The organism is Cohnella thermotolerans DSM 17683, from assembly GCF_000429825.1.
Taxonomy (GTDB): domain Bacteria; phylum Bacillota; class Bacilli; order Paenibacillales; family Paenibacillaceae; genus Cohnella; species Cohnella thermotolerans.
On record NZ_AUCP01000023.1, the window covers coordinates 1 to 26,058 of the forward strand.

General features: G+C 60.1%; 23 protein-coding genes. 5 read left to right on the forward strand and 18 right to left on the reverse strand.

Features of this window, described 5'->3' with window-relative positions; all coding sequences use genetic code 11:
* Positions 1-628: 628 nt before the first annotated feature.
* From G485_RS0104680 to G485_RS0104735, 12 genes are all read right to left on the reverse strand, one after another.
* A complete protein-coding gene (locus tag G485_RS0104680) occupies positions 629-3,067 on the reverse strand; it encodes a beta-mannosidase (RefSeq protein WP_027091597.1) in 2,439 nt (812 codons plus the stop codon).
* Positions 3,068-3,225: 158 nt separating this feature from the next.
* A complete protein-coding gene (locus tag G485_RS0104685) occupies positions 3,226-4,038 on the reverse strand; it encodes a phospholipase D family nuclease (protein ID WP_027091598.1) in 813 nt (270 codons plus the stop codon).
* 190 nt (positions 4,039-4,228) lie between these two features.
* Positions 4,229-5,308 (reverse strand): Gfo/Idh/MocA family protein, encoded by a 1,080-nt coding sequence (locus tag G485_RS0104690; protein WP_027091599.1) that lies wholly within the window; start codon positions 5,306-5,308, stop codon positions 4,229-4,231.
* Positions 5,309-5,338: 30 nt separating this feature from the next.
* The gene (locus G485_RS0104695; protein ID WP_027091600.1) at positions 5,339-6,061 is read right to left on the reverse strand and encodes a ThuA domain-containing protein; all 723 of its coding nucleotides are present in this window, start codon (positions 6,059-6,061) and stop codon (positions 5,339-5,341) included.
* Between the two features lie 18 nt (positions 6,062-6,079).
* The gene (locus G485_RS0104700; protein WP_027091601.1) at positions 6,080-7,105 is read right to left on the reverse strand and encodes a LacI family DNA-binding transcriptional regulator; all 1,026 of its coding nucleotides are present in this window, start codon (positions 7,103-7,105) and stop codon (positions 6,080-6,082) included.
* A 137-nt stretch (positions 7,106-7,242) separates the two neighbouring features.
* Positions 7,243-7,383 carry a hypothetical protein gene (locus G485_RS29710; protein ID WP_156922117.1) on the reverse strand — a complete coding sequence of 47 codons (141 nt, stop codon included), beginning with the start codon at positions 7,381-7,383 and terminating at the stop codon, positions 7,243-7,245.
* A gap of 56 nt (positions 7,384-7,439) precedes the next feature.
* Positions 7,440-9,350, reverse strand: coding sequence for an LTA synthase family protein (locus G485_RS25095; protein WP_051318027.1), 1,911 nt, complete (start codon positions 9,348-9,350; stop codon positions 7,440-7,442).
* Between the two features lie 310 nt (positions 9,351-9,660).
* Positions 9,661-10,827, reverse strand: coding sequence for an NAD(P)/FAD-dependent oxidoreductase (locus G485_RS0104715; protein WP_027091602.1), 1,167 nt, complete (start codon positions 10,825-10,827; stop codon positions 9,661-9,663).
* Between the two features lie 95 nt (positions 10,828-10,922).
* Positions 10,923-11,648: a methyltransferase domain-containing protein gene (locus G485_RS0104720; protein ID WP_027091603.1), complete on the reverse strand. Its 726-nt coding sequence runs from the start codon at positions 11,646-11,648 to the stop codon at positions 10,923-10,925.
* The gene (locus G485_RS0104725) at positions 11,641-12,801 is read right to left on the reverse strand and encodes a type III polyketide synthase (RefSeq protein ID WP_338027729.1); all 1,161 of its coding nucleotides are present in this window, start codon (positions 12,799-12,801) and stop codon (positions 11,641-11,643) included. The genes G485_RS0104720 and G485_RS0104725 overlap by 8 nt, the downstream gene beginning before the upstream one ends.
* 100 nt (positions 12,802-12,901) lie before the next feature.
* Positions 12,902-13,888: a Gfo/Idh/MocA family protein gene (locus G485_RS0104730; protein WP_027091605.1), complete on the reverse strand. Its 987-nt coding sequence runs from the start codon at positions 13,886-13,888 to the stop codon at positions 12,902-12,904.
* A gap of 96 nt (positions 13,889-13,984) precedes the next feature.
* Complete coding sequence (locus G485_RS0104735) at positions 13,985-14,866, reverse strand: helix-turn-helix transcriptional regulator (protein ID WP_027091606.1); 882 nt, start codon at positions 14,864-14,866, stop codon at positions 13,985-13,987.
* Positions 14,867-15,017: 151 nt separating this feature from the next.
* Between G485_RS0104735 and G485_RS0104740 the strand changes: the two genes are divergently transcribed.
* Together G485_RS0104740 and G485_RS0104745 are read left to right on the forward strand one after the other, a co-directional pair.
* Complete coding sequence (locus tag G485_RS0104740; protein WP_027091607.1) at positions 15,018-16,394, forward strand: MATE family efflux transporter; 1,377 nt, start codon at positions 15,018-15,020, stop codon at positions 16,392-16,394.
* A 125-nt stretch (positions 16,395-16,519) separates the two neighbouring features.
* Positions 16,520-17,164, forward strand: a complete 645-nt coding sequence (locus tag G485_RS0104745; RefSeq protein WP_027091608.1) for a metal-dependent hydrolase — start codon at positions 16,520-16,522, stop codon at positions 17,162-17,164.
* A 261-nt stretch (positions 17,165-17,425) separates the two neighbouring features.
* Here the strand turns inward: G485_RS0104745 and G485_RS0104750 are convergent, their stop codons facing one another.
* Positions 17,426-18,526: a ParM/StbA family protein gene (locus tag G485_RS0104750; protein WP_027091609.1), complete on the reverse strand. Its 1,101-nt coding sequence runs from the start codon at positions 18,524-18,526 to the stop codon at positions 17,426-17,428.
* Between the two features lie 190 nt (positions 18,527-18,716).
* Between G485_RS0104750 and G485_RS0104755 the strand changes: the two genes are divergently transcribed.
* From G485_RS0104755 to trhO, 3 genes are all read left to right on the forward strand, one after another.
* On the forward strand, positions 18,717-19,733 hold the full coding sequence (locus tag G485_RS0104755) for a M23 family metallopeptidase (RefSeq protein ID WP_027091610.1): 1,017 nt from the start codon (positions 18,717-18,719) through the stop codon (positions 19,731-19,733).
* A gap of 3 nt (positions 19,734-19,736) precedes the next feature.
* Positions 19,737-20,255: a bactofilin family protein gene (locus G485_RS25100; RefSeq protein ID WP_084423111.1), complete on the forward strand. Its 519-nt coding sequence runs from the start codon at positions 19,737-19,739 to the stop codon at positions 20,253-20,255.
* A gap of 167 nt (positions 20,256-20,422) precedes the next feature.
* Positions 20,423-21,322 carry an oxygen-dependent tRNA uridine(34) hydroxylase TrhO gene (gene trhO / locus G485_RS0104765; RefSeq protein ID WP_027091611.1) on the forward strand — a complete coding sequence of 300 codons (900 nt, stop codon included), beginning with the start codon at positions 20,423-20,425 and terminating at the stop codon, positions 21,320-21,322.
* A 16-nt stretch (positions 21,323-21,338) separates the two neighbouring features.
* On the opposite strand, the gene G485_RS0104770 is transcribed toward trhO, so the two are convergent.
* From G485_RS0104770 to thrS, 5 genes are all read right to left on the reverse strand, one after another.
* Positions 21,339-21,695: a nucleoporin gene (locus G485_RS0104770; RefSeq protein ID WP_027091612.1), complete on the reverse strand. Its 357-nt coding sequence runs from the start codon at positions 21,693-21,695 to the stop codon at positions 21,339-21,341.
* A 157-nt stretch (positions 21,696-21,852) separates the two neighbouring features.
* Positions 21,853-22,206 carry a hypothetical protein gene (locus G485_RS0104775; RefSeq protein ID WP_027091613.1) on the reverse strand — a complete coding sequence of 118 codons (354 nt, stop codon included), beginning with the start codon at positions 22,204-22,206 and terminating at the stop codon, positions 21,853-21,855.
* Positions 22,207-22,542: 336 nt separating this feature from the next.
* The gene (locus tag G485_RS0104780) at positions 22,543-23,067 is read right to left on the reverse strand and encodes an RNA polymerase sigma factor (protein WP_027091614.1); all 525 of its coding nucleotides are present in this window, start codon (positions 23,065-23,067) and stop codon (positions 22,543-22,545) included.
* Between the two features lie 106 nt (positions 23,068-23,173).
* Positions 23,174-23,833 carry a 3D domain-containing protein gene (locus G485_RS31200; RefSeq protein ID WP_276203336.1) on the reverse strand — a complete coding sequence of 220 codons (660 nt, stop codon included), beginning with the start codon at positions 23,831-23,833 and terminating at the stop codon, positions 23,174-23,176.
* A 66-nt stretch (positions 23,834-23,899) separates the two neighbouring features.
* Entirely contained in the window at positions 23,900-25,840 is a 1,941-nt protein-coding gene (gene thrS, locus G485_RS0104790) for a threonine--tRNA ligase (protein ID WP_027091615.1), read from the reverse strand.
* Between the last annotated feature and the right edge of the window lie 218 nt (positions 25,841-26,058).

A 26,058-nucleotide genomic window follows, 5' to 3' on the forward strand; every position in this document is an offset into this window, starting at 1 on the left:
TGGTGCGCTTCGACGCCGGTGCTGATTTACAAAGAGCTGACGCGGGACAAGCCGGTGCTCCCCGTTCCCTGGCGCTTGTGGGGCAGCAGGGCGAAATGGAAAGCTCGGCACTTCAGCGCTTGGGGGGCGTGATGCCATTCACTACCAACATCCTTTATTTGGCGCATCGGGTAGGCTACGACTCTCTGCCTCCATTTGCGGAATCCCCAGCTTCATTTCCTTCGACGCTTTCGGAAGAGGCTTGTTTCCCGTTTCGTTTTGCACGGACCGAACTTTCTTTATGCCTAACTTATTTCTGCCTAGAACCTTCTAGTTTGTGCCTTCTCTTCGATTCACAGAACCCGGTTGTAGGATGACTGGAAAAGGGGGAATGCAGAGTTCCTGAGAGAATGGTATAATTCCCCGATACCGAAACCGAGACTGTTCCGCGTTCTCCTTTCTGAACGAAGGGGATAATGGGAGGAGTCATGATTGAGGGGGAGAGAGGAGCAGGCTGGAAGAAAAAGGCTGCCGCCGAAGGAGCGGCAGCCCTGAAGCCAGCCCTAGTTGAAGTCCTGATGGGAGTCCTGATGGGAGTCCTGGTGGATGGTCTGGTGGAAGTTCTGGTGGGACCCCCGGTAAGCCACATTTAAACGTAGCTGATCGTTTTAATTTGATTCAAGCAAACCGGTTCGAGGCGAACGCCCTCCGGCAAGGAGCCGCTCAGGACGATTTCGCGCGTTTCGCCGGCGCAGAGGTCGAAATAGTTGTCGCTAAACGTTCCGGGCACGTTCGGAAGTCCGACGTCTTTGGCAAAAACATCGGTCGTGATCGTGAACGCCGTATCGCCGTTGTCGAGAGACCGGCTGGTGACCCGGATGTTTGCCGGCTTCAGTTGCAGCTGATACGGCTTGCCGAGCAAATACGCTTGCCGCGCCAGCCGCTTCCCGTCGGCGTACAGATTGACGAAGACGATCGTCCTGGCCGCATCGAAGCCTTCGACGTTCAGCTTGCCGACCGCAGTCGAGCGATACCCTTGGCCTGCGACCGCTCTTTCTTCCGTTCGAACGATTCGATCGGTCGACAGGTCGTAAAATTCCGCGACGACTTTGCCCTCGAAATCGCCGTGGTCGTGAACGACGTACAGATCGGCTTCCGGCTGTCCCGGCGCGATTTTGGCAATAACGTTCGGCGATTGGAAGCTGCGCTTCATATAATAGTAAGACGGCTTTTTGACTTTGCCGTAATCGACCAGCGCCCAGCTGATGGACGGCCACAGGTCGCTCCACTGCCAGATGAGCGCGCCCGACGTATCCGGCATGCGCGATACCCAGTGCTCCACGCCGTATCGGAGCGCGTTCGCCTGCATGAGCTGATTGACGTAGACGAAATCGTTCTTCTCCGCCGGCAGCCGGTAATCTCCGACCGTATAGTAGAACAGCCGCTGGATGCCGTTCGGCGCTTTCTGCATCGCGTCGAACTTCGGGTCGCGCAAGTCCGCCGCGGGATCGACCCGATCCAGGACGAGCGTGGAAGGATACGACTGCATGCCGAACTCGGAGAGGAAGCGGCCGTTGACCTCGCGATATTCTTCGTACGGATGGGTTTGGCCCCATACATACCAGGAGTGCAAATCGCCGTAGTCGCCCTCGTATTTCGAGTGGTCGAACGTAAGCGAGAACGGGCTCGTCGGCCAATACGGCCGCAGCGTGTCTTTCTCGCAAGCTTCTTTGAGCACATCGAAATAGAGCTTCTCGCCGAAGCCGTGCTTCCGGTGTTTCCGGCTCCGTTCGATAAAGAACTGGTTCTCGTTGTTGCCGCACCAGAGCACGATGCTCGGGTGGTAGCCGAACTCGTCGATGACATAATCGGCCTCCGCGCGAACGAGCTCGCTGAACGCGTCGTCGTCCGGGTAATCCCCGCAAGCGAACATGAAGTCCTGCCATACCATGATGCCGAGCCGGTCGCATTCTGCGAAAAAGTCGTGGTTCTCGTACGTGCCTCCGCCCCAAACGCGGATCATGTTCATGTTGGCGGCGGCAATGTCTTCGATCTCGGCGCGGTATTCCTCAGCCGTATCGAGATTCGGGAACAGCTTCAGCGGAATCCAGTTGACGCCCTTGCACAAGATTTCGATGCCGTTGACGACGATCAAAAATTTGCGTCCTTGCTCGTCGTAAGGCATGCGGATTTTCACGTCGCGAATGCCGACCGTACACTCGTTCGAGCAGGAGGCGGAAGCCGTTCGGACTTCGACTTCGAGCCGATAAAGATGCTGAGCGCCGTGCCCGGCCGGATACCACAGCTTCGGACCGGCAATCTCCAGACTGGCCTCGTACGTCCGCTCTCCGACCGCGATGCGAGCCTTCTCGGATTTTTCCGCAACAACGGTATTTCCATCGTATATCCGATACGTTACGTCCGCGTCGATCGGCTGTTGGCCGGCTCCCACCACTTTGTGCCAAGCGGTAATAATGGCCTTGTCCGGAGCGATGCTCGCTATGCGGTAGCCGAGATGCGCGCTGCGAACGGCGTCGTAGCCTTCCACCCGTACCGGCTTGTGAATGCCGACGGTGGCGACGCGCGCTCCCCAGTCCCATCCGTAGCCGTATTGGGCTTTGCGTCCGAACAAACGCGGCGAAATGCCGTTCCAGAGGAAAAGGGATTCCCCGAACGCCTTCTCCTTCTCCTTCAGCGTCTCCGTCGGGGAGAAAATGCGCACGACCAGCTCGTTGTTCGCTTGGGCAATTCCCTTAATGTCGAAGCGATAGGCGAGAAACATGTTTTCCGTGCGTCCGAGAACGGTTCCGTTCAAGCTCACTTCGGAAAACGTATCGACGCCGTCGAAAACGAGCTCAAGCGCCTCCGAGCGCAACTGGTCCTCGCTCAGTTCAAACGTCCGTCTGTAAACCCAATCGTCGTGCTCGACCCATTCGATCTTCGATTCGAACAGCGTGTCGTATTCGTTCGGGATCGCCCCCTGCTCCATGAGATCCTTCTGAATAAATCCCGGGACATGCGCCCGGTATTTCTCGTTCGTTCGAGCGTTGGTCGCTTCCCATAGCCCGTTTAATTCTACGATTCGCATTTCATCACACCTGCCATACAAAACGTTTTGTTTGTTAAATATAACTTGAAATAAGGTTACAGTTAGGCATATCATCTAAGATTTTAAGATAAAAGTCAAACAAAAAAAACGCCTTTCGGCGTTTTTTATTTGAAAGAGCGGAATAATTCCGCCTAACGTTAGTTTTGGGCCTTCCGAAATCCGGCGGCCTCCGCTTCGGCTTCGGTGCAAAACAGAGCTTCCGCCTTCGTCTTGTCGTACTGCGCCCCGCCGGGCACATGATAGATTTTGTCGCCCTTCGAATTGATGTTGCCCTTGATCTTTGGGTTGGCGCACGATGCGGGGACCGCGGCGTCTGTCTCCTCTCCGTCGCTGTCCGTATTCTGCGCCCGCCCGTCTTCCTCGGGCATTGCGATGCTCGCTTTCAGCGTCTCGAACCGTTCGGAGTCGTTCCACATCGCCTCGAACTGCTCCTCGAACGACTTCGCGATGTCCTCGTCGCGGAACACGACCAGCATCTCGTCGTTGGTCGTGCTGGCCGACTTCGAATAATTGAAAGACCCGGTCGTCGCGACCCGGCCGTCGGCGACGGTCATTTTCAAATGCATCAGTCCGCTGTGGGTGTTGATCTTGAGCGGGATGCCGGCGCTGCCGAGCAGCTTGAGCGCTTCCTTCTGCGTCTTGCCGTTCGACTGGATGCGATCGGTGATGATCCTGACGCGGACGCCCCGCTTCGCCGCGTTTTTGATCGCCTGCACGATATCGGGGTACGTCAGGCTGTAGATCGCCATATCGAGCGTGCCGGACGCGCCGTCGATCACTTGAACGAGCTTCTTCTCCGGATGCTGGTCCGCCTGGGTAAAAGCCCACTCCACTTGGCCGTCCTGGAGCGTGCCTGCGGATACGTCCCGACCGGACTGGACCGCCGAAGAACAGCCGCCGAGAAGCCAAACGACGCCGAATAAGATGAGTAACGCCTTGCAACCGCGCATGCCTTGTCTACCTTCCTCTCGTCTTCTGCGGTTGAGCCCCCGAAGGCCCGAATGTAAATTATCCCACCGGGCGGGCGGCAAGTCAACGAGAGGAAGGAAGCGCGCCGGTCGTTCGGCGTCTCATCCGAGGGGATGCTCTCGGGTCTTCATCCGAGTCCCTCGAGAGGCGGAGTTCCGGGCTTTAGCCCGCTTAACCGAGGGGCAGCGGCTCCGGCCGTTCGCAAGCGCTCGTCATCGTATAGTGAGTTCCCCGTTCGGAGGCTTCATGGAAACCGTGCATCGCTTCGAGCACGTGGAACGTAAGCTCGCCGCTCGCGCGATGCGGCCTGCCGGACAGGATGGCCGCCGCCATGTCCGCCGCGCCGATGCCGCGGGCGTTGTCGGCGTTGCCGTGCGTAAGGGGAAGCTCCATCCATTCCCTGGAACCGGCCCGGCAAATCCGAACCGGTCCGCCGAACGTGTTCGGGTCCGGCACTTCAAGCGTTCCCGCGCTGCCGTACACCTCGATGCGGGGAAGCTGCGAGCCGCCCTTGACGTCGAAGCTCGTCAGAATCGTTCCGACCGGGCCCGCGGCGAAATCGAGAATGCCCGCCACATGGGTCGGAACGTCGACTTGAATCGTCTGGCCGTATTTCGGCTGGCTCGTTATTTTCCGCTCCGGGAAGGAGATGCGCGCCGACCCGGTCACCCGCGAGATCGGGCCCAGCATCGCTACGAGGGCGGTCAAGTAATACGGGCCCATGTCGAACATCGGGCCGCCGCCCTTCTTGTAATAAAACTCGGGATCCGGATGCCAGCTCTCGTGACCGCCGCTCATCATGAACGCCGTCGCCCCGATCGGCGTGCCGATCCAGCCGTCTTCGATCAGCTTGATGCAAGTTTGAATGCCTCCGCCGAGGAACGTGTCGGGCGCCCCGCCGACGAGCAGACCGCGCTTGCGGGCCGTCTCCAGGACGAGCCGTCCTTCTTCCTTCGTCACGGACAACGGCTTCTCCACGTAGACGTGCTTGCCCGCCTCCAAAGCCTGGATGCATACCGAAGCGTGCGCCTGCGGAATCGTCAGGTTGATGATCATATCAATGTCGGAAGCGGCCAGCAGCTCCTCCACCGAACTGCCTCTTACGCCGTATTCGGCCGCTTTCTCCCGGGCGCGCTCCACGTTCAGATCCGCGCAGGCGACGATCTCCATCGAATCGAACCGGTTCCCGTTCTTGAAATAGATTCCGCTGATGTTGCCCGTCCCGATAATGCCCGCTCTAATTTTCCCCATTGGCCTATGCTCCTCTCAAGAGTCGAAACGTTATAGTTGACTGTCCGCCATTCCCGTGTAAGTTGCGCCGGAAAACGAAGCCCGTCCCGCCGCCGCCTTACCTTCCGCGCACCAGAGGAAGCCGCGCCGCATGAGCTCCGTCACGACCGGCATCTCGACGATGTTCGCCTGGTGGCCGAGCGAATTGTAATAGACGCGGCCGACGCCCCAGCGCTTCGTCCAGACGACGGGCATATCGACCGCCTTGTTGAGCGAATGCGGCCCCGGAACGACCGGGAACCGCGTCGTCGCCAGCACTTCGACCGCCGGGTCGACGTGCAGGTAATACTGCTCGCTCTTCACTTGGAAATCTTCGATCCCCTCGGTCAGCGGGCTGGACCCGTGCTTGATGTTGACGACGTACTCGACGCCGTCGTTGCCGGGATGGGCGACCCATTGTCCGCCGGTCATGAACTGCCAGTCGACGTTCTCGCGGAACGCATCGCACATGCCGCCGTGGCAGCCGGCGAGGCCGACGCCCTCCTGCACAGCCGCCGACACGTTGTTGACCCACGTCTGCTCGATCTTCCCCATCGTCCATACCGGAACGATCAGGTCGAGCGTCTTCAGCTTCTCGCCGTCCGAGAACGCTTCCAGCGTGTCGGACACTTCCACCTCGAATTGTTCCCGCTCCAGAATGCGCTTGAAAATGGCCGCGACCTCCCGCGGCTGATGGCCGTCCCACCCGCCCCATACGATCAACGCTTTTCTCATTTGAGCACCCGCTCTCCTCTAGTTTTGGCTGGACTTTCTGACAATAAGCCGCGTGCCGAGCCTCTCGTGAACGACTTCCGAATGCCGGCCGCGGCCGGTGGCCGCTCCATCCAGCAGCCTCTCCGCCGCAAGCTTCCCCATCTCGTAAAAAGGAACCTCGACGGTCGTAAGCGGCGGATCGAACCACGAAGCGGCGTCCGAATTGTCGTAGCCGACGACCGGAAGCTCCTCGGGGATCCGGCAGCCCGCATCCCGCAGCCCTTGAATGAGCCCGATGGCCATCCGGTCGTTCGCGCATACGAGCGCATCCAGCCGCTCCAGATCGCGGCGCACGGCGGCAGCCGCTTCGTAGCCGCTCGTGCGGCTGTAATTCCCTTCGTAGATCAAGCCGGCGTCCGGCGCCATCCCGGCTTCTTCCATCGCCCGCCGGTATCCTTCCGCCCGGTCCGCGCTGTTCGAATAATGCGCCGAGCCGTTCAGGAAGCCGATGCGCCGATGGCCCGCGTCCAGCAGATGCTTGGTCGCCAGATAGCTGCCCGTCACATGATCGGCGCAGACGGACGGAATCCGCGGATCGTCATACCGCTGGTCGACGACGCAGAACGGCAGTTCCAGCTCCGCCAAGCGCTCCATCGCCTCCCGTTCATGCGGAAGGGAGCTTGCGCCAAGCACCAAGCACGCGTCCACCCGCTGCGTGGCGAACAACGATACGTAGTCGTACGCCGCGCCCGGGTCCCGGTACAGAAGCAACAGCCCTTGCCCGGACTCCCGCACCGCTTCGCCGATTCCGCTTAAAATTTCCGAGAAATAATACGTCGAGAATAGGTGGACCTTCGGTACGTGAGGAAGCACCACTCCGATGTTCCCGCTCTTCCCGCGGGCGAAGCTGGCCGCCACCGCGTTCAGTTGGTATCCGAGACGTTCGGCGGCTTCCCGGACGCGGATGCGGGTCGACTCCTTGATCGGCCCGACGCCGTTCAGCACCCGGGATACCGTCGCCTCCGACACGCCGGCAAGCTCCGCCACTTCTTTGCGCGTCGCCATCGCTTTTCGCATCCCACCAATCTGTTGTCAGCGTATTTGCAACGTAATGTACACGCGTACATTATCGCATCCGGGCCGCCCCCCGTCAACGGATTTTATGCGCAATCGCCATCTCGGATGATCGGGCTCCGCAGCCTTCAGCCGCCCGGAATACGGCCGAGCTTGAGCTGCCCCGCAGCAGCGCCTTCGGACCGATCGGTCGAGCTCCCGCCGCGCTCCTGCTGCCCGGAGTTGCCCGGGAAGCCCGTTCCGGCAGCCGCTTGGCCCCATCCGGTCAACCGCGCGCTTTCCCCGTGCCGCTATGGGCACGTCCACGAAAAAAAATCCTTCGGGCTCATGGCCCGAAGGATTCGTCGCTGTCCGTGCTGCCGTCGATCGGCCCGCTCTTCTCGTCCTTGTCCGGAAGCTGCTTGACGTAGCTGTCGGACATATTGAGCAGCTTGAGCGCGCGGTTGTATTGATCTTCCGTCGAACCGTTCGCGATCTCGCTGTTGTCGAGCAGCGAATAGTTCGTGCCGTCCTCGTAGGAGATACCGGGCAAGAACGCGCTAGTATCGTTGATGAACGAGCCGGTCGGCAGGAAATGCCGCATCGGCAGCAGGTTCGTATACTGGTTCAGCAAATCCTCGCCGAAATGGATTTGATTGTTCAAGGACACTCCGAGCAGGTTCGCCACCGTCGGCAAAATGTCGATCTGTCCGCCCGTCTGCTCCAGCTTGGCCGGATACGTTACGCCGGGCACGTGCATGATAAGCGGAATGTTGAACATGTCGGTGTAGCCGTAATCGCGGCCGTAAATTTCCTTCATCAAGTCTTTCTCTTTGTTGCTGAGCGCGTACAAAGAGAGGCCCTGATGGTCGCCGTACAGCAGGACGACGCTGTCGTCCCACAGTCCGCTCGACTTCAACTGCTCGATGAATTGGCCGAGCGCGTAGTCGGCGTAGTTCTGGGCGCGGATGTAATCGCCGACCATCGTCCCTTCGAAGCGTTCGGGCAGCTGCATCTTGTACTTTCGCTCCGGCAGGTTGAACGGATGATGCGCGCTCATCGAGATGATCATCGCGTAGAACGGCTGCTCGCTCTTGTCCATCTCTTGCAGCTTGCCGATCGTCTTCGCGTACAGCACTTCGTCCGACGCGCCGAACGCGACGTGGTCGTCGTCGCCGTAATACTTTTTGTCGTAATATTTCTGCCAGCCGATGGACTTATACAGCTCCGTGCGGTTCCAGAAGCTGATGTCGTTCGTATGGAACGTCGCCGTCGCGTAACCGTTGGCCGCGAGCAGCTTCGGCAAGCTCGGCAGCGCCTTGTCGACGTAGTGCTGGGTCGCCGGCTCGTGCTGGGGCACGTACAGCGAAGTGTTCACCACGTACTCGGCGTCCGAAGTCGTGCCGGAACCGACATTCGTATAGAAATTGTCGTAGTGGAAATTTTCGGCCGCCAGTTTGTTCATGTTCGGCGTAATTTCCTGCCCGTCGATTTTCAGTCCGATCAGGAAGTTCTGAAACGATTCCATCTGGATAATGATCAGGTTCTTGCCCTTGGCCGCGCCAAAGTGCGCCGGCGTCGCGGGCTCCTGGATACCCTTGAGCTGATCGATCGCGCTCTGGGTAATATCCTTCTTGTCGATCAGTTCCTCTTCCGACGTCGAATCGGCAAAGATCGTATAAACCTCGTAATTGAGGATGCCCATGCCTTCCGCTTTTTTAAGCTCGTTCATGCTCGCGTGGTTCGGCCAAATGCTGAAAATGCAAAGCGCCAAAGACAGCACGAACGCCCCGAGCAGCAAGCGCCGGTTGACGCGCCTTCTCATGCCGATGTTTTTGAGTCTGGCGATCGTCTTCGGCCGCAGCATGAAGATGCCCATAATGACGATATCGATAAAAATGAGCAGGTAATAAGGATCGAGCAGCGAGTACGTGCTGTCGCCGACTTGCGTCACTTTATCCGCCTGATTCAACGCATGATAAGTTACGATGACGCCATAGTATTTGTAGTACATGAGTACGGCAAAATAAAGCAAAGTGAGCAGCGCGTTCACGATCATATAGTAGAGAAATTTCCGCTTGGTCGCGAACCATTCGATGACGCAGAACACGAGCCAGAAGAACGGGATTTCGGTGACGATCGTCATCCACGAGGGCCCGTCGTCGAATACGACGAACCAAGCCAGAGCGCCCTTCAGCAACAGGATAATTGTGAAAAAAATGAACGGTCTGTTGCGTAACGCCCGAATAACAGACATTCCTTTTCCCCTTCCTTCCGCGCACAAAAGACAGGCTGAATAGTATGCAGCCTGTTTTGGTGTGCGTTTGTTTCGGTACATTTTCACATGTGAACGTGCTTCAATGATAGAGACATTATGCTACTCAATTATTATTTTGTCAAAAAGAAACTTATTCCGACAGTACGATTTTATAAACATTTTAGGAGCGGTTGAAACAGGGCCCCTCGGACACCGCTTGTACCATTCATATGCGGCCGCGATCCGGGTGGTGACAGGGCGAAACGCAAGGAAGCCGCGGCTGCGTCGCGGCTTCCAGGCTCGTTTTGGTTCATCGCGGAGAAGGCGGCGGCGGCAGCCGGGTCGCCCGGAAAGCGCGGCGCGCAAGCTCCGGCGCGGCTCCGCCCAGCCCCACGAGCAGGGAGGCGAGCGCCGGGCGGCCCAAGGCGGTCTGCAGCAGCCGTCCCCATCTCGCGGGGTCGGCGAACGGCTTGCGAAGCGCCTCTTCGTAGGCGCGCCCCCACTGCTCCAGGCTCGAGCGGCCCCGCAAATATTCGTCCGCCAGCGGCGCGCATAGCTCCGCCGACCGCAGCGCCATCGCCATGCCGTCCCCGCACAGCGGCGGCACGACCATGGCCGCGTCGCCGATAAGCGCGACCCGGCCTTCCCAGGCGCGCGGACCGCGGCCGATCCGGACGGGCGCGACGGCCTTGCCCGTCCCCGCGACGGCCCGGCTTCCGGCGATCCGCCGGCCGAACGCCGGGCTGCGCGCCGCCGCGAGCCGGAGCCACTCCCGGGGATCGGCTCCGGCTTCCCGCAGGAAGGCCGCGTCGACGAGAGCGGCTACGTTGGCCGTCTGTTCCCCCACGGGGGCGATGCCGACGTATCCCCCGGCGAAAAAATAAAGCTCGACCTCCGGCTCCGTCCGGACGCCTTCGAGATGAACCTTCCAGCCGACGCGTTCGCCTCCGGCTTGGCGAGGCCGGGCCCCCGCCTGTCCGGCCAGTCCCGCCGGCGCGCGGCGCCCCCAGGCGCCGATGACCGCGCGCGCGTACAGCGTCCGCTCGCCCGCATCCCTGCGTCCCCGCGCTTCGATGCGGAGACGCCCGCCCTCCGGCGCGACGGACAGCGCCGTCGTCTCGTCCAGCAGCTCGGCGCCCCGCTCCCGCGCCGAACGGAGCAGCGCCCCGTCCAGCTCCGGCCGGCTAACGCCGAGGGCGGGCTCGGTCAACCCGAAGCGGAGCTGGCGCCCCGACGCCGCCACGATCCGCACCGCTTCGATCGGGCAGGCGGGAAGCCGCCCGACGATCTCGTCCAGGCCGAGCGCGTTCAGGCTGCTTCGGGATTCGGGAGACAGAAACTCCCCGCATACCTTATGCCTCGGCGTGCCGCCGCGTTCCACCACCAGCGTGCGCCATCCCCGTCCCGCCAGCGCATGGGCCATGGCGGAGCCGGCGACGCCCGCGCCGAGAATGACGGCGTCGTACAGACGCTCCATGCCGACCGCTCCTTCGCTTTTCGCTCCTTACAGTTCCCCTTGCGATTGCTGCCTTCGCCTCACGATTGCGATCGCCTTGCAATCGCTGCGTTTCCTTACGACTGTTGCGTTCGCGTCACGACGGCGGCATAGCGGAACAACGGCCGCCAGGCGTATTCCAGCCTGGCGGCCTCCCCCATCCGCCGGTCCAACCGCGCCCAATCCTCGCTCCGAAACCCTTTGGCCACCGACAGGGGACCGTCGTGCCGGATGTACCGGTTGCGCGACAGCAGGCGGGTGGCCGCGAACACGGCCAGCCAGGCGATCCAGTTGCGGTGAATGTCCGCCAGCACGACGCCGGCGCGGGAGACGTCCAACATCCTCTCCAGCGCGGCTTGCAGCTCGTCGTCGGCGAAATGGTGCGCCATCTGGCTCGCCGTGACGACGTCCGCGCTCCGCGGAGGCAGCGCGAACAGATCCGCCCGCCGTACCTCGACGCGGCTCTCGCCCCTATACAGCTCGCGCGCCTCCTCGCACGCCTCGTCCGTGACGTCCACGAGCACGATGCGCAGGTCGACGCCGCTGCGCCCCGCCCAACGGAGCAGCGCGCGGTTGACGTCGCCCGACCCGCAGCCGACGTCGAGCAGCGTCCACGCGGCCGGACGGCCCGCCTCCCGCCACAGCCGCTTCACTCCGTAGAGGGCGGGGCCGGAAGCGCCGAACAGACGGTTCAGCCGCCGCAGATGCTTCAGCGCCTCCCTCAGCTCCGGACCGCCCGACGCGAAGTCGTCCATCAGCTCGGGCTCGCGGGCGCGCTCCCGGAGCGTCGTCCGGCTAAGCATGCGCAGCGCCCCCTAGCGCCAGCTCCTCCCGTTCCGCGGGCGCGGCCGGAAGATAGGCGATCTTCATCATCTCGGCCCCGACGCCCGGACCGAAGGCGATCGCCACTCCCGTCTCGGGCTGCGCGGACGATAAGTCCCGCGCTTCGAGCTCCCGCCGCATGTCCTGAAGCACGAACAGCAGCGTGGCGGACGACAAATTGCCGTACTCGCGCAGGACGGCGCGGCTCGCCCGCGTTTGCTCGTCCGTCAGCGCCAGCGCGCTCTGCAGCGCATCGACGATGCCCCGGCCGCCGGGATGGATCGCCCACAGCCGGGGCGGCTCCCCGCCGCCGAGCCAATCTTGCAGCTCCGGCGGAACGGCCCGTCCGATCAGGCTCGGAATCCGGGGAGACAAATACAGATCGAAGCCGGTCGGTCCGAGCTTCCATACCATCTCGTCCGCCGAGTCGGGGAACAGCAGCGTCCGTCCGTCCCCCAGCGCGAAGACGCCCTTGCCGCCTCCGGCGATGACGCACGCGGACGCGCCGTCGCCGAAAAACGCCGTCGCATACAGCGCCTGCCGGTCGGCGGAAGGCTGGATGTGCAGCGTGCACAGCTCCACGCAGACGACGAGAACGACGGCCGCCGGCTCTCCCTTGGCGATGTCCCTGGCCAGGCGGATCGCCGTCAGCCCGGCCGCGCAGCCGAGGAACGTCAGCGGAATGCGGCGCACGTCGGGCCTTAGCGCGAGCCCCTTTGCAAGCGCGACGTCGAGTCCGGGCAGGAATTGCCCGGTGCAGCTCACCGTAATGAGATGCGTAACGTCGCCGGGGCTCGTCTCGCCGTCCAGCAAAGCCCGCTCCGCCGCCTGCCGCGCAAGCGGAACCGACTCCCGTTCGTACAGGCGCATCCGTTCCGCCGTCGTCGGAACTTCCCCGGGGTCGGCGCTCGCCGCATAGCGGCACAGTCCGGCCGTCTCGAGCAGATTCGGCTCGCACGTGTAGCGCCGGTCCACGCCCGACTGCCTGAAAATACGCCGCGCCCACCTGGGCGCATCGCCCGCACCGGCGAGCGCTTCCGCCAATCGGGCCGTCACGTCTTCCTGCGGAAGCACGTTCGGCGGGACCGCGGTGCCGATCCCCCGCAAGACGGGATTGCTATGGTTCATCTCCATATCCGTTCTCACTCCTTAACCGCCGGAAAGGCGACTTGTCCTTTCCTACATGGTATGAAGCCGCGAGCGGATGTAGACCAAACGATCCGAATGCCGTCCGTTACTTCCGGTCCGCCGGATAGATCAACCCCATCTGCCTTCTCGCCTCGTCCATCACTTCCATAACGGCCAGCGACCGCGCATGGGTGTTCACCGCAGACTCCTTCGCTCCGCGGCCGATCAGATCGATAAACTCCTGCACCTCGTATTTCATGCTATTGGCGGATTGCGGAACGGTCAGCTCCTCCGTCCGGCCGTCCCGGTAGCGGATTTCCACCCGCTCCGGCTGGCTGATTTTGTCGATGAGGATGCTGCCCTCTTCCCCCTGAATTTCGCTGGGCACATAAGAATTGGAAATTTTCGAATACTGAACGACGCCTTCCATCTCTTCGTACTTCAGCAGCAGACTGCCCTCGCCGTCCACGCCCGACGACAGCATGAAGCCGTTCGCCTTGACGTCCGAAGGCTTGCCGAACAGCACGATCGCCGGGTACAGGCAGTAAATGCCCAAATCCATTAGCGCCCCGTTGGAAAATTCCGGATTGAAGGCGTTCAGCACCGTCCCCGCGCGGAAAGCGTCGTACCGGGAGGAATACTGGCAGTAGTTCGCAAAATAACGCCGGACCCGGCCGATGGAAGCCAGACGCTCCCGGATGACGCCGAAATTCGGCAGCAGCGTCGACTTGAGCGCCTCCATGAGCAGGACGCCGTGGCGGGACGCGGCCTCCGTCATGCGACGGACCTCCCGCGCGTTGGAGGCGAGCGGCTTCTCGCACAGCACGTGCACGCCGTGCTCCATGCACAGCACCGCTTGTTCCGCGTGCAAGCTGTTGGGGCTTGCGATGTAGACCGCGTCGATGTCCCCGCTTCGGGCCATTTGCCCGATATCGGTATAAATGCGGTTCGCCCCATGCTTGTCCGCGAACGCCCGCGCCTTCTCCTCCGTGCGGGAATAAACCGCCGCGAGCTCGAACCCCGTCGTCTCCCTCGCCGCTTGAATGAACGCCTCCGTAATCCAGTTCGTTCCGATAACGCCGAATCTCACCATGTTCTCAACCTCGCCTTGCCTGTATTGTTAGACTAACCGACTCCATCATACCAGCCCGACGCTTCCGCGCACAAAGGGGCGTGAGACGAACGGCCTTCACCGATGGGAAAAGCGCTGCCGGTACTGCCGCGGCGAGATGCCTTCGTACCGGGCGAAGCGCGAGCTGAAGTAAGGCGTCTGATTGAAGCCGACTTCCTCGGCGATGCGCGCGACCGTATAGTCGGTCTGCAGCAGAAGCAGCTTGCTCTGCTCGATCCGGTAGCGCAGCAAATATTCCATCGGCGAGCAGCCGTACTCCTGCTGCATGCACCTGGCGATGTACACCGGATGGAAGCTCAGCTTCTCCCCGAGCTCCTTCGCCGTAATCTCCTCCCGGTAATGGCTGCGCAAATATTCCGCCGCTTTCTCCGCGCACAAGGTGGCGGGGGAGGAGCGGGGCGATTCGATCGAAGCGGACAGCAGCCGGACCGCCTCCTGGAACAGCACCTGCTGCTCGAACCGGGCCGCGCTTAAGTGGGCGCTGGGCGCGAGCTGGATGAGCTGGCGCAGCGTCTCCTCCATTTTGCCGGGATGCTTCACCTTGGCGAACTGGGGCAGCAGGAGCGGAAACGAGCGGGCCGCGAACACTCTGCTGAGCGTCGCCTCGTCGTGCGGCTCGGGATGGCCCGCTTGCGGGATGACGTCGGTCGCCGTCCAGTTGCCCGTCGTCTGAAAATGGAGCCAGAAGTAACTCGTCCGCTCCCTGCAGGCCTCCGCCCCGTAATGGTAGCAGTCCGGCCTGAGAATGACCGCGCAGCCTTCGGCCACGTCGTATTTCCGGTCTTCTTCCCCGATATAAAGGCAGCCCTCCTTGACGAAGAGCAAATCGAACACTTCGATGTTGCGCCGGCTGACGTGGCGGTCGCCGGGACGGTTGGTCGTGTAACCGCTCACAATGTAATGAGGCAACGGCGGCAGCGTAAATTGCAGCAGATTCAAAGCCCATCCCCCCATCACTGAAGGTTGTAAAAATGAAAGTATCCGTTTGAAAAATGACACATGATCCGAATTATAGCATCTATAATTTGTTCTGAACATAAGTCGGATACGGGTTGCCCGCAACCATTGGAATGTCATCCGGGGGGTTGGAATGGTGAAATCCATCGACAACAAATTTACGCTGTGGGCGCTCGCCTGGCCCATCTTTATCGAAGTGCTGCTGCAGACGATGCTCGGAACGGTCGACACCGTCATGGTTAGCCGCATCTCGGACGACGCCGTCGCCGTCGTCGGCTTCGCAAACCAGCTGTTCAACGCCTTGAACACGCTGTTCATGACGATCGCCGCAGGGACCGGCATTCTGGTCGCGCAGCGGCTCGGCTCCAGGCGCGGCGAGGATGCGCGGACGATCGCCATAATGGGGGTGACCGTCAGCACGGCGATCGGCCTCGCGCTCAGCGCGCTGCTTTACACCCAGCCGCGCGCCATCGCGCGGTTGCTGCATCTGTCCGACGAGCTGATGCCGCTGGCCGACACGTATATTTCGTACGTCGGCGGCGGGATGTTCATGGTCGCCATGACCGCCGCGCTCAGCACGGTTATCCGCAACACCGGCAACACGAGAGGGCCGATGTACACCGGCATCGCGATCAACCTTTTGCACATCGTGCTCAACTACGTGTTCATTTTCGGAGCGTTCGGGTTCCCGAAATGGGGGCTGACCGGCGTCACGGTGTCCGACAACGTCTGCCGCTTCCTGTCGTCGGCTATTTTGCTGTACATGTTCCTGTTCGCTTTCGAGCGCAAAATCCGGTTCGCGGAATTCCGCACGTTCAACGCGAAGCTGTTCAAGGAAATTTTGCGGATCGGCTGGCCGCTGGGCGTCAACATGAGCTGCTGGGTGTTCTCCCAGCTCGCCATCTATTCCTTCCTCGCGATACTGGGCGCCAAGGAGCTCGCCGCGCGCACGTACATGAACACGCTGGAATCGTTCTGCTTCATGCTCGGGTACGCCTTCGCGCTGGCCGTGCAAATCCAGATCGCGCATCTGTACGGGGCTTCCCGGACGAAGGACGCCTACAAAGCCGCTTACCGCGCGCTCGGGCTCGGGCTCTCCCTCGTCATGGCCAACGCCTTGATTCTGTTCGCGCTGGGCAGGCAAATGCTCGGCCTGTTCACTTCGGATTCGGAAATTTTGGCGATGGGCGTCTCTCTGCTCGGTCTCAACCTGCTTCTCCAGCCCGGCAAAATGCTGAACATGGCGCTCGGCAACGCGCTGAACGCCGTCGGGGATACGCGTTATATTATGTACACATCGCTAGCTTCGATGGGGCTGATCGCGACGGGCTGCTCCTACTGGTTCGGCATCCATATGGGCTGGGGACTGATCGGCATCTACTGCTGCATGATCGCGGACGAATACGCGCGCGGCATCCTGTCGCTGCTGCGCTGGAGAGAGCGCAAATTTTTGCGGAGAGCGGAAGCCGCCAAGCAGCAAACGGGGGCGGAGCCGTCCTTTACCGTCTGAGATCCGCCGCGCCCGTTTGCGGCCGTTTGCGGCCGTTTGCCAAACCGTGTATAATGGTCGAGCAAACATACGTTCGGGATGCCGGCGCCCCTGTCCGGCATCCCGTCCGTCTCCAAGGAGGGCGCATGAAAGGATCCACCCATCTCGCGATCGGAACGGCGATCGGAATCGCCGCCTCGATCTATTACCCGTTCGACCCGGTGCATGCCGCTTATTACGTCGCGGCTTCCGCCTTCTCGGCGATAAGCGCCGATCTCGACGGAACGAACATGCTGAGCAGCAAGCTCGGCAAAGTGTCGCACCGGATTCGGGAATCCGCCCTTTGGCTCGGCTTGCTCGCGCTCGGCGCGGGCGGCTGGCTGTATTCCGCGGGCAACCCGAATTATCCGGCGCTCGCCGCGGGCGGCATCGGGCTCGTGCTGCTCGGTCTCATTCTGAAGGAAGGCGCCGTGCGCAACGCGCTGGTCAGTCTTTGCGGCGTCGGGCTGTTGTACGCGGGATGGCGCTCTCATTCGACCGGCCTGATCGGACTCGGCGTCTTCGTCGCCTGGGCGCCGTGGCTGAACCATCGGGGCCTTACCCATACGGTATGGGCCGCACTCGCCTGGGCGTTCATCGCGGCCGCGTTCGAACGCCAGCTCCATGTCGAAGGATTGGGCGCTGCGGCCACCGCAGGCTATCTGTCCCACCTGGTCGCCGATACGCTGACGCCTGGCGGAGTGAAATGGCTGTATCCGATCGTAAAAAAATCGATCAAGCTCTCATTTTAATGAAAAATTAACGTTGCACTCAGTTTAGGCTAAGGATCGGGGGCTATGATGTTCTCACGACCCCTTCTGATATATAGATTTTGAGGCTCGCGCGGCAAGGACGCGGGCCGCTTTTTTTCGGCCTATCGATATTTGGCTCATCAACGTTCCCGTCGGGAACGTTCTGACGGCGACGTCAGAAGCGCAAGAAATCGTTTATTCTTCTGCGGACAAGAAGCCCCAAGGCCCGAGCGGCCTTGGGGCTTTATTTGCACGCGTCTGTCAAAGCGAGCCGGCTTCCAGCTGGCTCATTTTGTTTTTGGCCAGCTTCAAGTAGCCGTATACGTTCTGCAGCTCGCTGTTCTCGACGAAGCGGAGCCGCATCGTGTCGGCCGCTTCCAGAATGTACGGCTTGAGGGCCGCCGCGCCGCCGCCCAACACGTAGAAGCATTGGATGTCCGGGTACTTCTTCCACCGCTTGCGGATCAGGTCGACGATCTTCTGCGCGGCCCGGTTGAAGTAGGCGTCGACAATCGGACGAATGTCCGCTTGCCCTTCGCCGACCCGCTGGATCAAATACTCGTTCCGGCGAATCCGCTGGACCAATTTGGTCCGGCTGGGGAACCGGTACCCGAACTGATCCTCGACGTCGCGCACGATCGAATCCAAATATGAAGCGAGGCCGAGCTGTTCGCCGGTGCTGAACTGATTGTCGATGCTCATCCGGTTCACGACCGGGAAGTCGGTCGTCAGCGCGCCCATCTCGCATATGCCGATGCAGCCGTAATAAAGCTCTTCGTCCCGCACTTGCAGATTGTCGTGGGTCGCCATGTTGAACAGCGCCGCAGCCCCCTCGACAGAGACGATCGCCCGGCGGATGAAGAGCCGCACCGTCCGTCCGCGCAGCTTCGGCGTCGACAGGAACGTTACCTCGTGCTCGCCTACGAGCCGCTCTTCGAACGTCTGGTGGTATCTCGCGTAGGCGCGGACGGGCAGCCCGGTTCCGATGACATATTCCGCTTCCTCGGTCGTCTGGCCGGGTTCCCGGGGGACGCTCGGTCCCGTTACGCTTGCATAGGCGAGAGCGGTCAAAGCGACGATCAGCGACTGGTCGCTCGTCGCTTTGTTGTCGGTCTCTTCCTGTTCGGAATTGTCGGGGTCTTCGGAGGCGATCAAGCCGACGAAATAACGGGCGCTCTTTTTCCTGAGCTTCGGGCTGTAAACCATGACGTCCAGCGCCTTCAGCGGCGAATCTTCCTCCTGAAGAACCAGTCTCTCGTACCCGGGCGACACGACGTTCGGGATGATCGTCGGCTCGCCTTGGCCGTTTACGACCAATTTGACACTATCGTTCCCGATGTCGATGCCTGCTAATCTAATCATGATCTTCCTCCTGTAAACGGTATGAGTATCCAAATTAATACCATATACCTCTAGCTTTTCGACTTCGTCCGACAAATTCCTCTTTTAGCGATTGTTTTTTTGAAAGTTTTTCCGAGTTTAAAGGAATTTTGTCCCATGGCGTCGAACCCCTATTTCTTGACGATGCTGCTCATAGACCAGGAGGCCAGACATGAAGTGGAGCAAGAAACGGTTCACGTTCGTGATCATTCCGGACGCGAACAGTTCGGTTAAGCGGGTCCATATATCCGCCGTCGTGCTTGTGTTTATTCCCATCCTTTTTCTCATCCTCGCCCTTTCCGTTATTTATTTATATCTTCTTTATCACAACAGCGCCGGTTCGATCAGCTCGCTTCGGCACAAGCTGTCGGATTCCTCTTCCCGCTACGAACGAATGCTGGCGGACAAGAACGACAGCATCGAATCGCTGCAGACGCAAGTGGCCGGACTGTCGGAGCAAGCAAAGTCGATCCAGCGGAAAATGGATGAAGTCGACAAGCTGGAAAATCAGGTGAAGAATATGGTCGGCCTTCCTTCTTCCGGTTCGTCCAAAGGCGATGCCGGAGGCGCCGAGGCTGTGGACGGGCTGGTCGAAGACGGCGACCCGTCGGACGGCGGGATGGGCGGCGAAGACCTGCCCGTTACCGACGCGGAGATGACCGCTTTGACGACGTCCACGCGAACCGATCTTGCGGCGCTGGGCCCTCAGCTCGAACAGCTGAAACAACGTCTCGAGCAGACGAAGGCCGCCGTCGCAGCAGCGCAGAAGGCGCTGCGAACGACTCCGACCATCTGGCCGACGGACAACCGCAGGATTACGTCTTTGTTCGGCGTTCGGAAAGACCCGTTCACCGGGAAAGCGAGGTTTCACGCGGGCATCGACATCGCGGGCAGCGTCGGAGACGAAGTCTATGCGGCCGCGGACGGCGTCGTCGTTCATTCCGGGCGGGATTCGGCCGAAGGGAACAACATCACGATCGATCACGGGAACGGCATCCGGACGCGGTACATGCATCTGAGCAGGCTGATCGCCCAGGTTGGGGACAAGGTCGAGAAAGGGGATGTTATCGGCGAACTCGGCTCGACCGGAAGGAGCACGGGCCCGCATCTGCATTACGAGGTCGTGCTGAACGGCGAGCCGAGCGATCCGAGAACGTATCTCAAAGCTACGAGAAAGGTCGGTGAATAATTGATGTTTGCAAAAAAAACGAAAATCGATCCGGGCATGACCGATACGCTAATCGGAGAAGGAAGCACGTTCGAGGGCAAAATCAAATCCCGGGCCAGCATCCGGCTGGAAGGCGAAGTGACGGGCGACGTCGATTGCGAAGGCGACGTCATTATCGGAGAGAACGGAGTGGCCAAGTCGAACGTATCGGCGCGCAACATCGTGCTGGCCGGCAAAGTCCACGGCAACGTCACCGCCAAGGGCAAACTGACGATCAAATCGACGGGGCACCTGTTCGGCAACCTTAGCGCTTCGGAGCTGACGATCGAATCCGGCGGCTTCTTCCAGGGGATGAGTAAAATGGAAGACAAAGAAAGCGCCGCGAAGCTTGCGCAAACGCAAGAAGCGGAGACCGTGGCGCCGTCGCCGTCTTCGGATAAATTGAATGCCGCGAGTCCGCCGTACGGCTCGGGCTCGGGTTCGGCGGCGGGAGCGAATGCGGGCCCGAACATCAACGTTTCCGACGTTTTCAAAGCGTGGTAAACCGAGCGTCAGCCGGCAAAAGGCCGCCCCTGCAGATCGTTGGACCGACGGGGCGGCCCTTCGTTTTTCGGTCGGCTTTCCAGACGTTCGCTTCCTCTCCTTCGCGCCAAATGTGATATACTTATAGGCGGTTTATCCGAATGACAATCGAAGAAGGTGAGAGCATCATGGATGCGAAACAACCATACCGCGTTTTGCTTTTCTATAAATACGTCAACCTCCCCGATGCCGAGCAGTTCGCCAAGGACCACCTGGCCTATTGCAAAGAGCTCGGCGTCAAGGGCCGCATCCTCGTCGCGAACGAAGGGATCAACGGCACGCTGTCGGGCACGTACGAACAGACCGAAACGTACATGCGCGACCTTCGCGCCAATCCGTTGTTCGCGGATATCGTCTTTAAAATCGACGAAGCGGAAGGCCACGCGTTCAAGAAGATGTTCGTCCGGTACAAGAAGGAGCTCGTCACGCTGCGGTTCGACGAGGAAGAGCTCGATCCGAACGTCATCAGCGGCACCCGGCTCAGTCCGAAGCAGTTCCACGAATATTTGCAGCGGGACGACGTGATCGTGCTCGACGGGCGCAACGGTTACGAATACGATCTCGGCCATTTCCGGGGCGCCATCCGTCCGGACGTGGATAGCTTCCGGGAATTCCCCGAGTGGATTCGCCAAAATATGAGCGAGCTTAAAGACAAACCGGTGCTGACGTATTGCACCGGCGGCATTCGCTGCGAGAAGTTGAGCGGATTTCTGCTTCGGGAAGGCTTCAAGGAAGTGTACCAGCTGGATGGCGGCATCGTCACGTACGGCAAGGACGAGGAAGTCAAAGGCCGCTTGTTCGACGGCAAGTGCTACGTGTTCGACGAGCGCATCTCGGTGCGAATCAACCATACGGACGAGGACGTCGTCGTCGGGCGGTGCCATCACTGCGGCAAGCCGGCCGACCGCTACATCAACTGCGCCGACGACACCTGCCACCTGCAGCACATTTGCTGCGAAGAGTGCGAAGCGGAGCATGCCGGCTACTGCTCGGACAAATGCGCCGCGCACGACCGAATGGCCGGCTGAGGGCAAGCTTGCGGGGCTAAGAAGCTGTGCGGAGAATGCTCCATCGACCGGATGCGAGCCAACAAACCGCACACACACGAAAGAGGCTCAAAGATTGAGCCTCTTTCGCTATTTTCGCCGTATACGCTCCAAAGAGGCTCAAAGATTGAGCTTCTTTGGCCATTTCCGCCGTATACGCTCCAAAGAGGCTCAAAGATTGAGCTTCTTTGGCCATTTCCGCCATATACGCTCCAAAGAGGCTCAAATATTGAGCCTCTTTCGCTATTTTCGCCGCATACGCTCCAAAGAGGCTCAAAGATTGAGCTTCTTTGGCCATTTCCGCCGTATACGCTCCAAAGAGGCTCAACGGCTGAGCCTCCTCGGTGCATTCCAAGCCAAGCCTCTCCTGGCCGGCACACGCCCCCGAATTCCAGCAGCAAGCTGCCCGGCGAGACGGATCGTTATCAGTTGGATATCCAAATTTTTACAAATGAGCCGAACCCGGCTTCGTACAAAAAAAGCCTCCCGAGGAGGGGAGCTTATGCTTGGATCTATAGATCGGAGATGTCGATCGGCACCGTGCCGTTCAGCATCTCGCGATATTTGGCGATCTCCGCGCGCAGAAGCCTGGCCTTCTCCATCGGCTTCTTCACGTAATGAATGTATTCGACAGCCACGTGGTGAGGGGGCTTCTTGCCGGCGAGCATTCGACGAATGGGCGACATCGTCCGGTAAGCCTGCTCTTCCATACGAACCCGGCGCTCGTAACGCTCGACCATTTGTTCGATTTCCGCGATCTCCTGCTGCCGTTTCTCAATTAGCGATTCCAGGAACGAGTACACCTCTGCGCTTCGGCGTTTGGAAGAAACGTTCGCCGCAGGAACGGAATTCGCCGGTTCATTCATGAGATATCACCTGTCTATTCCTGTTAACTTTCATGACAACTACATATATTGTACAGGAAAAAGACCGTTTTGAGAACTTTTATGTAAGGTATTTTTAGTTGGATACGACAATGTCGATTCCGACGCCCCCGATCGGCGGCGATCCGCTCCGACAAGCGGCACCGAGACGGTGACACACTGCCGCGGCATGTTTGGCCTCTTCGGATACCCTAACGACTCCCCCAAGCGCTCCGCTGCGTCCCGGCCGTTATACGCTTCATTTCGCCAAAAGAAAAGAAGGACCGTCAGGTCCCTCTTGCGTCCCTTCCATCTATTCGGAAATCATACGGCCGTCCGTCACTTCGTTGTCGGGTCTTCCTCCTGCTGGGCCTTTAGCCGTTCCCTTCCGCGATGGATGCGGGACTTGATCGTCCCGACCGGCAAATCGAGCGTGGCCGCAATCTCGTCGTCCTTGAACCCGTAATAAAATTTGTACAAAAGCAGCGTTCTCGTCGTCGGGTCCAGCCGTCCGAGCAGGTCCGACAGTTCCGTCATCAGTTCCGGATTCGCTCCCGACTTCGAGACGGATTCATAGTTTTCCGCGCTGTCGTAGGAGGACAAAATGCGCCTCGCACGATTGGCGTTGGACGCCAGATTGGAAGCGATCGTCTTGGCCCAGGGGATTAGCTTGTCCGATTCGCGAAGCGTATCCATTTTCTCCAAGATGCGCACCCAGGCTTCCTGAACGACGTCTCCAACATCGCTTTTGCAATGCAACTTGTGACGGACTACCCGCACCATCTGTTTGTATAGTTCGTCTAGTGTGTCTTCTTCCAGGTTCATGCGGTCCGAAGATTCGGAATCTCGAAGGAAGTACGTCATTGCAGAGAGGTCACTCCTTGGAGAAAACGTATGAGTCTTCGACCATTGTAGCACAAACGACATCAAAAGAGAATATTTTCCACATAATAGGAAAAATACGACAAATCTAACCCGTCCACGGTTTTCCGTTCTGAGCCGCAATGACGTCGCTAATGGAATCGAGCATCGTCTCCGTTACTTTGCCGGTGCCTCTGCGGATGACTCGAACGTCCACCGTGCGCTTGCCCCACTCCCGGAACACCTGTTTTTTGGACGGAAAGTAGAGATCGATCTTTTTGCCCTTGATCCGGGAGCCGGTGTCCGCCACGATGCCGTAGCCGTAGCCGGGAATGTACAGCACCGTCCCGATCGGGAACAGCTTCGGGTCCGCCGCGATCGTCGATATTTTCCCCCTGCGAACTTTAACTCCGGAGTAAGTTATGCCGTATAGCGGATGTCCCGGCCGCTTGCCCGTCGATTCCACGCCGGCCGTGTAGCCGGTCGCGACGACCCTGATCGTCTGCCCGGCGACGGAGAAGCTCGAAGCGGAGCGCGATTCCGCTGCCCCTGCCTCCTTCTTCGCGCCGGAAGCGGCCTCAGACGTATGGGCGGATCGGACGACAGGCGCAGCTACGATGCCGGACGGCGTTCCGAAGACCGAAGCGCCGGCCGATTCGCGTTCCCCGAACGCTTCGGCGTCCGCGGGACCGATCAGAGCGAGCAATGCCGGCAGCACGATCCATCTGCGGCCGAAGCGTTTGGGCATGATGAAAAAGCTTGCTGACATAGTCGCACACTCCCCTGTACGGAAGGGTGCCCCATGCCGGCAAGCTTTATGCGGAACGGCGAATCGTCAATCGATACGCTTGGCGGCGATCTCCTGCGTCACGCGGGCGATAAATTCGGCGACCGGCTGGACGCCGATGTCGCCTTCGCCGCGGCGGCGGACCGAGACGGTGCCGCTCGCGGCTTCGTTCTCGCCGACGATCAGCATATACGGAATTTTCTCCAGCTGCGCTTCGCGGATTTTGTAGCCCATCTTCTCGTTGCGCAGATCGTTCTCGACGCGAACCCCGGCTGCCTGCAGCTTCTCGGTCAGTTCGCGGGCATAGCTCTCGTAAGCGAGGCTGACCGGAATGACCTTCGCCTGAACCGGAGACAGCCACAGCGGCAACGCTCCCGCGAAGTTTTCAAGCAGGAAGGCGGTCATCCGCTCCATCGTGCTGATAATGCCGCGGTGAATGACGACCGGACGATGCTTCTTGCCGTCGTCGCCGACGTATTCGAGCTCGAACCGCTCCGGCAGCAGGACGTCGATCTGCGCGGTGGACAGCGTCTCTTCCTTGCCGAGCGCGGTCTTCACCTGAACATCCAGCTTCGGACCGTAGAAGGCGGCTTCGCCTTCCGCCTCGAAGAACGGCAGGCCGAGTTCCTCGACCACTTCGCGAAGCATCCGCTGCGTCGTCTCCCACATTTCGTCGTCCGGCCAATATTTCTCTTTATCCTGCGGATCGCGGTAAGACAGGCGGAAGCGGTATTCCTTGATGCCGAAATCCTCGTACACGCGCTGAATCAACTGAACGACGCGGGTAAACTCCTCTTTGATCTGATCCATCCGGCAGAAAATATGAGAGTCGTTCAGCGTCATGGCGCGGACGCGATGCAGGCCGGTAAGAGCCCCGGACATTTCGTACCGGTGCATCATGCCCAGCTCGGCGATGCGCATCGGCAAGTCCCGGTAGCTGCGCATTTCGCTCTTGTAAACCATCATATGATGCGGGCAGTTCATCGGGCGCAGCACGAGTTCTTCGTTGTCGAGCGCCATCGGCGGGAACATGTCGTCCTTGTAATGCTCCCAGTGGCCGGAAATTTTGTAGAGCTCCACGTTGGCCAAAACGGGCGTATAGACATGCAGATAGCCCAGCTTCTCTTCCAGATCGACGATATAGCGCTCCAGCGTCCGGCGCAGCTTGGCCCCGTTCGGAAGCCAGAGGGGCAGCCCTTGACCGACCTCGCGGGAGAACGTAAACATGCCGAGCTCCTTGCCCAGCTTACGGTGGTCGCGCTTCTTCGCTTCTTCCAGGAAATGAAGGTGTTCGTCAAGCTGCGACTTCTTGGCGAACGCGGTGCCGTAGATGCGCTGGAGCATTTTGTTTTTGCTGTCGCCGCGCCAGTAGGCGCCCGCCACGCTCAGCAGCTTGAACGCCTTGATCCGCCCGGTCGAAGGAAGATGCGGCCCGCGGCACAAATCGAAAAATTCGCCCTGGTCGTAAATCGTAATGACGGCGTCTTCCGGCAAGCCTTCGATCAATTCGATCTTCAGCGGATCTTCCAGCTCGCGGTAAATGCGAAGCGCCTCCTCCCGCGAGACGACGCGGCGGACGATCGGAAGATCTTCCTTGACGATCTTCTCCATCTCCTTCTCGATGTCCGCGAGATCTTCCGGCGTAATCGAACGCTCCATATCGATGTCGTAGTAGAAGCCGTCCTCGATGACCGGCCCGATGCCGAGCTTGACGCTCTTGTTGCCGTACAGGCGCTTGATCGCCTGCGCCATCAAGTGCGCCGTGCTGTGCCGCATCACTTCCAGGCCTTCCGGAGAATCGAGCGTCAAAATTTCAAGCGAAGCGTCTTCCGTAAGCTCCGTATTCAAATCGACGACCTTGCCGTTCACTTTGCCGGCGACGGCGTTTTTTTTCAGTCCCTGGCTGATCGAGCCGGCCACGTCCGCAACGGTGGTTCCAGCGGCATATTCCCGGACGGAGCCGTCCGGAAGCTTGATTTGCAGTGCCATTGTGCGCAATGCCTCCCTGTGATAAGTCGCCTTCTCCCGAGTAATCCCCGACAAACAAAAAAAGCACCGTCCCCGCAGGGACGAGTGCTCGTACGTTCGCTTCTCGTGGTTCCACCCTTCTTCAACCGGCTTGAAGCCAATTCAAGCCGATTCTCAGGCATGAGTAACGGTCATGATCCGGCAGCGCCTAATGACGTCTCAGCCGCTCTTGGAGAGGA